Annotated in this window: 8 protein-coding genes; 6 read left to right on the plus strand and 2 right to left on the minus strand. The window is 69.0% G+C overall.

Annotated features, from left to right (window positions below):
- From rplM to glmM, 3 genes are all read left to right on the plus strand, one after another.
- The coding region (gene rplM, locus A8G08_RS07280) for a 50S ribosomal protein L13 (protein WP_068272115.1) at positions 1-326 on the plus strand (326 nt) is incomplete at its 5' end.
- Positions 323-835, plus strand: a complete 513-nt coding sequence (gene rpsI, locus A8G08_RS07285; protein WP_084436007.1) for a 30S ribosomal protein S9 — start codon at positions 323-325, stop codon at positions 833-835. The genes rplM and rpsI, both read left to right, overlap by 4 nt.
- A 79-nt stretch (positions 836-914) precedes the next feature.
- On the plus strand, positions 915-2,249 hold the full coding sequence (glmM, locus tag A8G08_RS07290) for a phosphoglucosamine mutase (protein WP_068272118.1): 1,335 nt from the start codon (positions 915-917) through the stop codon (positions 2,247-2,249).
- A gap of 101 nt (positions 2,250-2,350) precedes the next feature.
- Here the strand turns inward: glmM and A8G08_RS07295 are convergent, their stop codons facing one another.
- Entirely contained in the window at positions 2,351-3,370 is a 1,020-nt protein-coding gene (locus A8G08_RS07295) for an LLM class flavin-dependent oxidoreductase (protein ID WP_084436008.1), read from the minus strand.
- 120 nt (positions 3,371-3,490) lie between these two features.
- Here A8G08_RS07295 and A8G08_RS07300 point away from each other — a divergent pair, with 120 nt between their 5' ends.
- Both A8G08_RS07300 and A8G08_RS07305 read left to right on the plus strand, forming a co-directional pair.
- On the plus strand, positions 3,491-3,742 hold the full coding sequence (locus A8G08_RS07300) for a hypothetical protein (protein WP_068272121.1): 252 nt from the start codon (positions 3,491-3,493) through the stop codon (positions 3,740-3,742).
- Positions 3,739-4,740 (plus strand): hypothetical protein, encoded by a 1,002-nt coding sequence (locus tag A8G08_RS07305; RefSeq protein ID WP_068272124.1) that lies wholly within the window; start codon positions 3,739-3,741, stop codon positions 4,738-4,740. The genes A8G08_RS07300 and A8G08_RS07305 overlap by 4 nt, the downstream gene beginning before the upstream one ends.
- A gap of 242 nt (positions 4,741-4,982) precedes the next feature.
- On the opposite strand, the gene A8G08_RS07315 is transcribed toward A8G08_RS07305, so the two are convergent.
- Positions 4,983-5,840 (minus strand): dienelactone hydrolase family protein, encoded by an 858-nt coding sequence (locus A8G08_RS07315; protein WP_068272136.1) that lies wholly within the window; start codon positions 5,838-5,840, stop codon positions 4,983-4,985.
- 107 nt (positions 5,841-5,947) lie between these two features.
- On the opposite strand from A8G08_RS07315, the gene glmS reads away from it, so the two are divergent.
- The coding region (gene glmS / locus A8G08_RS07320) for a glutamine--fructose-6-phosphate transaminase (isomerizing) (RefSeq protein WP_068272139.1) at positions 5,948-7,601 on the plus strand (1,654 nt) is incomplete at its 3' end.

A 7,601-nucleotide genomic window follows, 5' to 3' on the forward strand; every position in this document is an offset into this window, starting at 1 on the left:
ACAAGCCGACCTACGCGCCGAATGTCGATGGTGGCGATTACGTCATCATCATCAACGCGGAGAAGGTTGCCATCTCCGGCAACAAGCGGGAAACCAAGTTCCTGCACCACCACTCCGGCCACCCGGGCGGGCTCAAGTCGCGCTCTGTCGGTCAGGTCCTGGACACTCGCCCCGACCGCCTGGTCGAGAAGGCCGTCAAGGGCATGCTCCCGAAGAACAAGCTCGGTCGCGCAGTCGGCGGCAAGCTGAAGGTCTACGCGGGCCCGACCCATCCCCACACCGCGCAGCAGCCGGTGCCCTTCGAAATCAAGCAGGTGGCTCAGTGACCGCGCCCGAAGAGCAGAACGTTGCGGCTGAAGAGGCTGCGATCGAGACCGTGACCGAGGAGTACCTCGCCGAGGTTGAGGCCGACGACGCCGTTGTGGCGCCGCAGGCCCCGATCGTCATCGAGCGCCCGGTCCAGACTGTCGGCCGCCGCAAGGAAGCCGTCGTCCGCGTCCGCCTGGTGCCCGGCACCGGTCAGTTCACGCTGAACGGCCGCACCCTCGAGAACTACTTCCCGAACAAGGTGCACCAGCAGCTGGTCAAGTCCCCGCTTGTCACGGTCGAGCGGACCGAGACCTTCGACATCCACGCTCGCCTGCATGGTGGCGGCCCGTCCGGCCAGGCCGGCGCGCTGCGTCTCGCCATCGCGCGAGCGCTCATCGAGGTCACCGCCGAGGATCGCCCCGCGCTCAAGCGCGCCGGCTTCCTCACGCGTGACCCGCGTGCGACCGAGCGTAAGAAGTACGGCCTCAAGAAGGCCCGCAAGGCGCCTCAGTACTCGAAGCGCTGATGCGTCAGTAAGTCCGACGAGCAGGCGTCCGATAATGATTCGGGCGCCTGCTCTTCGTTTATCCCCGGGGAGGGTCTACATGGGTCGGTTGTTCGGAACGGACGGAGTTCGGGGGCTGGCCAATGCCTCGCTGACGCCCGAGTTGGCGATGCAGATCGGGTCGGCTGCGGCCCGGGTGCTTTCCCGTCACGACATCGAACATTCGACTGCGGTGGTTGGCCGCGATCCCCGGGCCAGCGGCGAAATGCTGGAAGCCGCCGTTATCGCCGGGCTTACCTCGGCCGGTGTCGACGTCATCGCGGTCGGCGTGCTGCCGACCCCGGCCGTCGCCTACCTCACCGCCCACTATGGTTCGTGCCTCGGCGTGATGATTTCCGCCTCGCACAACCCCATGCCGGACAACGGCATCAAGATCTTCGCTGCCGGCGGCCACAAGCTCGACGACACGGTTGAAGACCGCATCGAGACCGAGATGGTCGATCCGACCGTCGTCCGCCCGACCGGAGCCGCCATCGGTCGGGTGCGGCGCGACGAGGGAGCCGCCCGCCAGTACCTCGACCATCTCGCCCACACCGGTGTGCCGTCGCTGAGCGGGCTCACGCTGGTGGTGGACTGCGCGCACGGCGCCGCGTCCGGTGTCGGTCCGGACGCGTATCGCGCCGCCGGTGCGAGCGTGATCGCGATCAATGCCGAGCCGACCGGGCTCAACATCAACGACGGCTGCGGGTCGACCCACCTCGAGCAGCTGCAGAAGGCGGTCGTGGAACACGGCGCCGACATCGGTATCGCGCATGACGGCGACGCGGACCGCTGCCTCGCGGTCGACGCCGCCGGTGCGGTGGTCGACGGTGACGCGATCATGGCGATCCTCGCGATCGCGATGGCCGAGGACGGCGAACTGGTGGACCGGACGCTGGTCGCCACGGTGATGAGCAACCTCGGGCTGCACATCGCCATGCGTGAGGCCGGTATTGCGTTGCGCACCACCGCCGTTGGCGACCGCTATGTTCTCGACGAACTGCGCTCCGGCGGCTTCAGCCTCGGCGGCGAGCAGTCCGGGCATGTGGTGCTTCCCTCAGCCGGGACCACCGGTGACGGCGTGCTCACCGCGCTGCAGTTGCTGCGCCGGATGGCGCGCACGGGCAAATCGCTGGCCGAGCTGGCCGCCGTCATGCAGGTCCTTCCGCAGGTGCTGATCAATGTGCCGGTCCCGGACAAGGCCGCGGTTGCTGCCGCACCGTCGGTGGCCGACGCGGTCGCCGAGGCCGAGCGTCTACTCGGTGACACGGGCCGAGTTCTGTTGCGCCCCAGCGGCACCGAGCAGCTGGTGCGTGTGATGGTAGAAGCCTCCGAGATCGAGCTGGCTCAGCGTGTGGCCGACGGACTGGCGCAGACGGTGTCGTCCGTCCGCTGATCGGACCCGCCAAACGGGTGCGAATTGTGTTCGTGTGGGCGAAGTTTCGCACCCGGGTTGAAGTTTTGCGCCCGGGAACGAGCGCTCCGGTCTGCCCCGGATCAGGCGGGGTCGGCGGTGAGGGCGTCGGCGGCGACCTCGGCCACGATGCGGTACGAGCGCAGCCGGTCCTCCAGCGCGTGGGTCACCGTGGAGACCATGATCTCGTTCGCCTCGGTTTCGGCCTGTAGATCTGCGAGCCCACGGCTCACGGTGTCCGGCGACCCGACGATCGCCCCGCCCGACATTCCGCTCACGAGCTGCTCCTGCTGCGGCGTCAGAGGATTGGCGGCCGCCTCCTCGGGGGTCGGGTACTGGCCGGGGTTGCCCGCACGCAGGCGAGCCATGGCCAGCTTCTGCGGAGCGGCGAGGTAGCGGGCCTGCTCGTCATCATCGGCGGCAAGGACCGAAACGGTGACCATCGCGTAAGGCTCGTCCAGCACGTCGGACGGCTTGAACGTCGCCCGGTACGCCTTAAGCGCGGGCATGGTCTGCGCGGGGGAGAAGTGCCGGGCGAACGCGAACGGGAGACCGAGCAGGCCGGCGACCTGGGCGCTGTAGGTGCTCGAGCCGAGCAGCCACATCGCGAACTGGGCGCCGTGGCCAGGCACAGCGGTGATGGCGGCGTACGGGTGATCGGCGGGGAAGTCTCCGGCCACGTACGCGCGCAGCGCCGCCAACTCCTGCGGGAAGTCCTCGGCGCCCAGCTGACCGCGGCGAAGCGCGTGTGCGGTGACCTGGTCGGTTCCGGGTGCGCGACCGATGCCGAGGTCGATGCGGCCGGGGAAGAGCGCGTCGAGCGTGCCGAATTGTTCGGCGACGACCAGCGGTGCGTGATTGGGCAGCATGACGCCGCCCGAGCCAACCCGGATGCGCTCGGTGGCGACTGCGACCTGTCCGATCATCACGGCGGGAGCGGAGCTGGCGATACCGGGCATGGAGTGGTGCTCGGCGAGCCAGAAGCGGTGGTAGCCAAGTGCCTCCACTTCCTTCGCCAGCGTGATCGAGTTGCGCAGGGCGGTGCCGATGGAAGTGCCGGTGCCGACGGGCGCCAGATCGAGAACCGAGAGTGGGACAGTCACGTAAGAGGCCAACACCCGGCCGCCCGATCGTGTTCCTTCGGCCACGGGTTCCGGAACCGGCGCGCTGGCCGCAGCGTCCAATCCTGCAGGGCGGATTGTGCGGATTTCAGGAGGGACGCGGTGGCCGGCGAGCTGGAAATCGATCTCGGCGCGGTGCGCGCGCTGGCGACCGCACACGACCGTTCGGCCGCGGTGCTCGAGGCCTGCGCACGAATGATCGACCAGCGGTCGGGCAGCTATACGCCGATCTCGAGGGCGCTGGCGCAGTGGGCGCAGGTGACCGAAGCCATTGCGGCCGAGCTCGCGGCGACCGCCGATCGGGCAGCGGCGACCGATCGCGAGACCGCCGCTGGTCTGCGGGACCTGCTGTGACCGAGTCGGTTCTGCGCTACTTCGCCGACTTTCTGCCGCTCGCGGCGCGCGTTGCGCCGATCGGCCGGACGATCGAGCAGATCCATGCCGCGCACGCCGAGAATGCCGGAGCCGATCCTGCGGCACTCGGCGAAGACGCGGCGGTGCTGCGGCACGTATTGATCGAGGCCGACGCGCAATGGCAGGAGCAGGCGCGCATGGCGCGAGCTCTGCCCGATTTCTGGCGCGGTGATGGCGCAGCCCATGCCCACGAGGCAATGTTGGGCAATATCGATCGCGCCGAGAGTGCCCTTGCCGCGGTACGCGAGGCGGTGGAGGCCCTGGAAGCAGGGCAGACCGCGCTCGCCGACGCGAACCGCGGCCGTGCGGACGCAATCGGCTGTTTGCCGAACACCATCGACGGCCGCTCGGCACCGGCCATTGCGGTCATGGTGGATCGCGCCATCGAGTCGAGCGATGCGGAGTGCCGGGCCTGGCTCGACGAGGTTTTCCTGCCGCACGTGCACGAGTCGCTCGAGGTCTTCGACGACATCTGCGGGGCCGCAAGCGATGCCGTCGCATCGACCTTGGGCGTGCTCGACCGCACCCTGGCCGAGGTGGACGAGCGTGCGCTGGGGCTCGCTGCGGCGGCGCTGGCGGGTGCGGGCGGGATCGTCATCGCGGCAGGGGAATTGGCGCTCACCGCGGGGGCCGAACTCGTTGACGAACTCGCCGCCGATCGGGAGCGCGATGAGTCGGAGGAGTCCGCCGAGGTGGAGGCGTCGCCGCAGCAGGGGAGTTCGCCCGGATCATCGCCAGCGGCCGTAGCGCCGGAGTATCCGCCGAGCGAGCCGCCGCGGGTGCGGAACGAGCCGGCCATCGCCGTAGAACAGCCCGAACCCGATGCTGCACAGGCGGATTCGTCACCGCCCCCGCGTGAGCCGCTGCTGGCAAGCGCGGGCGACGAGGAGTCGACCCGCAACCCCGAGGTCCAACTGGGGGAGGCAGGTCCGCTGTGAGCGCCCGCCATGAGATCGAGCGCATCGCCGCCGAGCACCGCGCGGCGACCGATCGGTTCGTCGATCGCATCGACGCGATCGGAAGGGCGACCCGCGAGCGCTCGGCTCGATTGCGCCCCCACCGCGCGGTTGCTTACCCGTCTGCGACGGATCTCACCCGGAGCCGGACGCCCCAGCCGCGCACGCCTTCGGCGCCCGAGATTGAACGAGAACCGCCAACCAGTTGGCTGGGGTGACGCAGCTCAGCGGCCGATGATCGCGCGGACCTGGTTCAGCCCCGAGGGCTTCGGCGGCTCGATCGGGGCGTGCGGGTCCACCGTCGTGGTCTTCGGGATATGCGCCTCCACCTCGCGGAAATCGGAGAAGGACTTGTCGTTGCCGACCGTATTCAGCAGGAACCCGGTCACAAGCGCCCGAGTGAGTTTGGCGGTATTTCGCTCGTACTTGCCTGCGCCGAGTGCGGCGAGCACGCGGCGGCCCTCGACAACGCCGTTGTGCCGCGCCTTGTCCACCGAGCGCAGCACCACGGGCCCGCCCCAGGTGGCAGCGAGTTGGGTGGCATTGGAATCGGAGGCATGCAGGTCGAGTGCACCGGCGACGATCAGCGCGGGGATGCGAAGGTTCGCCGCCACCGTTTCCGAGGAAGGAGCCGTCGGCGCGGGAAACAGCGCGGCAACCGCGGCGATATCGCTGCGGGCGCCCGCCGCCAGCACCGCCGCACCGGCGCCCATGCCATGGCCGGCGACCGCGAGCTTGTTCGGGTGCACGCTGATCTCACCGTTGCCGAGTCGTACCTCGCGGCAGATGTCGAGCGTGGTCAGCAGGTCGGTGGCCAACCCCGTATGGGAGGGAATCGGGCCCCGCTCGGTGTTCGGCGCGGCGGCGACAATTCCCCAGGACGCGAGGTGTTCGAGCAGCATGCGGTAGTTGTCGACCGAGGTCAGCCAGCCGTGCCCGAAGGCCACTGCGGGTAGGCCGAGGCCCGATGCCGGGGTGTACACGACGCCGGGCTGCCCGGCGAATGCCAGGTCGCCGCGGAGCACCCGATGGGGGCCGCGGTTGGACAGCTTCTTGAGCAGTGACTTCACGGACTCCGGCACGGTGATGACCGTATCGGATGATCGGTCGGATCCGGCCTGTGATGCGACACGCACCGGCCACCGACGTCGATTCGCGCGCTGCTCGCACCCAAGTACTCTGGATACCCATGTGCGGAATCGTTGGATACGTCGGCCACAGGTCGGCCCTGGACGTAGTGGTCGAGGCGCTGCGCCGAATGGACTATCGGGGCTACGACTCGGCCGGCATCGCGATTCTCGACGGAGCAGGAGCGACGGCAGTCGAGCGCAAGGCAGGTCGCCTGCACAATCTCGAGGCCGAGCTCAACGATCTCGGCGCTGACGCGTTCCCGGGCCATACCGGTATCGGGCACACCCGCTGGGCCACCCACGGTGCCCCGACGGACCGCAATGCCCACCCGCACCGCGATGTCACCACCAAAGTCGCCGTGGTGCACAACGGCATCATCGAGAACTTCGTGCCGCTGCGCCGTGAGCTCGAGGAGGCCGGTGTCGAGTTCCACAGCGACACCGACACCGAGGTCGCCGTGCACATGGTGTCCCTCGCCTACGCCGACGGGCCCACCAAGGGCGATTTCGTGGCGAGCGCGATGGCCGTGCTGCGTCGGCTCGAAGGCGCGTTCACTCTCGTCTTCACCCACGGTGACCACCCGGACCAGATCGTGGCCGCGCGCCGCTCGACCCCGCTGGTCGTCGGTGTCGGCGACGGCGAGATGTTCGTCGCCTCCGATGTCGCTGCGTTCATCGAGCACACCCGTGAGGCGGTCGAGCTCGGTCAGGACCAGATGGTCGTGATCACCGACCGTGGGTACACGATCAGCGATTTCGACGGAAACACCGAGGTGCACTCCCGTCCGTTCACGATCGACTGGGACCTCGCCGCCGCCGAGAAGGGCGGCCATGACTACTTCATGCTCAAGGAGATCGAGGAGCAGCCCGCGGCCGTGCGGGACACGCTGATCGGCCACTTCGCGAACGGCCGGATCGTCCTGGACGAGCAGCGGCTCGCCGATCAGGAGCTGCGCGAGGTCGACAAGGTCTTCGTCGTCGCCTGTGGGTCCGCCTACCACTCGGGCCTGCTGGCCAAGTACGCGATCGAGCACTGGACCCGGCTACCGGTGGAGGTGGAGCTCGCGAGTGAGTTCCGCTACCGCGACCCGGTCCTGGATCGGTCCACCCTGGTCGTGGCGATCTCGCAGTCCGGTGAAACCGCCGACACGCTCGAGGCTGTCCGGCACGCGAAGACGCAGAAGGCCCGTGTACTCGCGGTCTGCAACACCAACGGTGCGCAGATTCCGCGCGAGGCCGACGCGGTGCTCTACACCCGGGCCGGTCCGGAGATCGGCGTCGCGTCGACGAAGGCCTTCCTTGCCCAGGTGGCGGCGAACTACCTGGTCGGCCTGGCTTTGGCACAGGCGCGCGGCACCAAGTACCCCGACGAGGTGGCCCGCGAGTACGAGGAACTCGAGGCCATGCCCGACCTCGTCAAGCGCGTGCTCGACACCGGCCCCGCCGTCCGCGCGATCGCGCGTGAGCTGGCGGATGCGCCGACCGTGCTGTTCCTCGGCCGCCACGTGGGCTACCCGGTGGCGCTCGAGGGTGCGCTCAAGCTCAAGGAGCTTGCGTACATGCACGCCGAGGGATTCGCGGCGGGCGAGCTGAAGCACGGCCCGATCGCGCTGATCGAGGACGGGCTGCCGGTGATCGTGGTGATGCCGTCGCCGAAGGGCCGCGCGGTGCTGCACTCGAAGCTGCTGAGCAACATCCGCGAGATCCAGGCGC

Source organism: Aldersonia kunmingensis (assembly GCF_001646865.1).
Taxonomy (GTDB): domain Bacteria; phylum Actinomycetota; class Actinomycetes; order Mycobacteriales; family Mycobacteriaceae; genus Aldersonia; species Aldersonia kunmingensis.

What these genes read in the sequence shown, in the direction of transcription:
- glmM (WP_068272118.1), top strand. Translation starts at nt 915, where the DNA reads ATGGGTCGGTTGTTCGGAACGGACGGAGTTCGGGGGCTGGCCAATGCC.